The sequence below is a fragment of the Enterobacter sp. K16B genome (assembly GCF_020216105.1).
Taxonomy (GTDB): domain Bacteria; phylum Pseudomonadota; class Gammaproteobacteria; order Enterobacterales; family Enterobacteriaceae; genus Enterobacter; species Enterobacter sichuanensis.
Genome location: NZ_JAIWJZ010000136.1, coordinates 1 through 485 on the forward strand (window position 1 = coordinate 1; position 485 = coordinate 485).

Consider the following 485-nt stretch of genomic DNA (forward strand, 5'->3'; position numbering starts at 1 on the left):
GGCGCTGCTCGACCGTTCGCACCAGAACGCCATTTACCAGGACATGTCTGTCCCGTAAATCGTGGAAAAAATCCTGCGCGAGCGCCATGGCATGCGCGGCCAGGATTTTCTGTTCTCGCTGAGTAAAGCGTACCCGCGCCGTGAGCAGGTGATGCAGTACGGTGAGAACGACCTGCACTTTATCACCCGCCTGCTGGGCGAGGTGGGTATCTGGTTCCGTTTTACCACCGACACGCGGCTGAACATCGACGTGGTGGAGTTTTACGACAGCCAGCAGGGGTATGAGAAAGGTCTGACGCTGCCGTCGGTGCCGCCGTCAGGACAGCACTCGAAGGGTGTGGACTCGGTGTGGGAAATGCAGAGCCATCATAACGTGGTGCAGAAGCAGGTCAGCACCCGGGACTACAACTACCGCCAGGCCACGGAAGACATGAATGCCCTGGTGGATGCGACCCGCGGGGATGCCACCACCTGTGGGGAGGCTT

The 485-nt window shown here is 59.8% G+C and carries 1 pseudogene; it reads left to right on the forward strand.

The features are described 5' to 3' along the window. Positions 1 to 485: pseudogene (gene vgrG, locus LDK53_RS23085) on the forward strand (type VI secretion system tip protein VgrG); the annotation flags it as partial.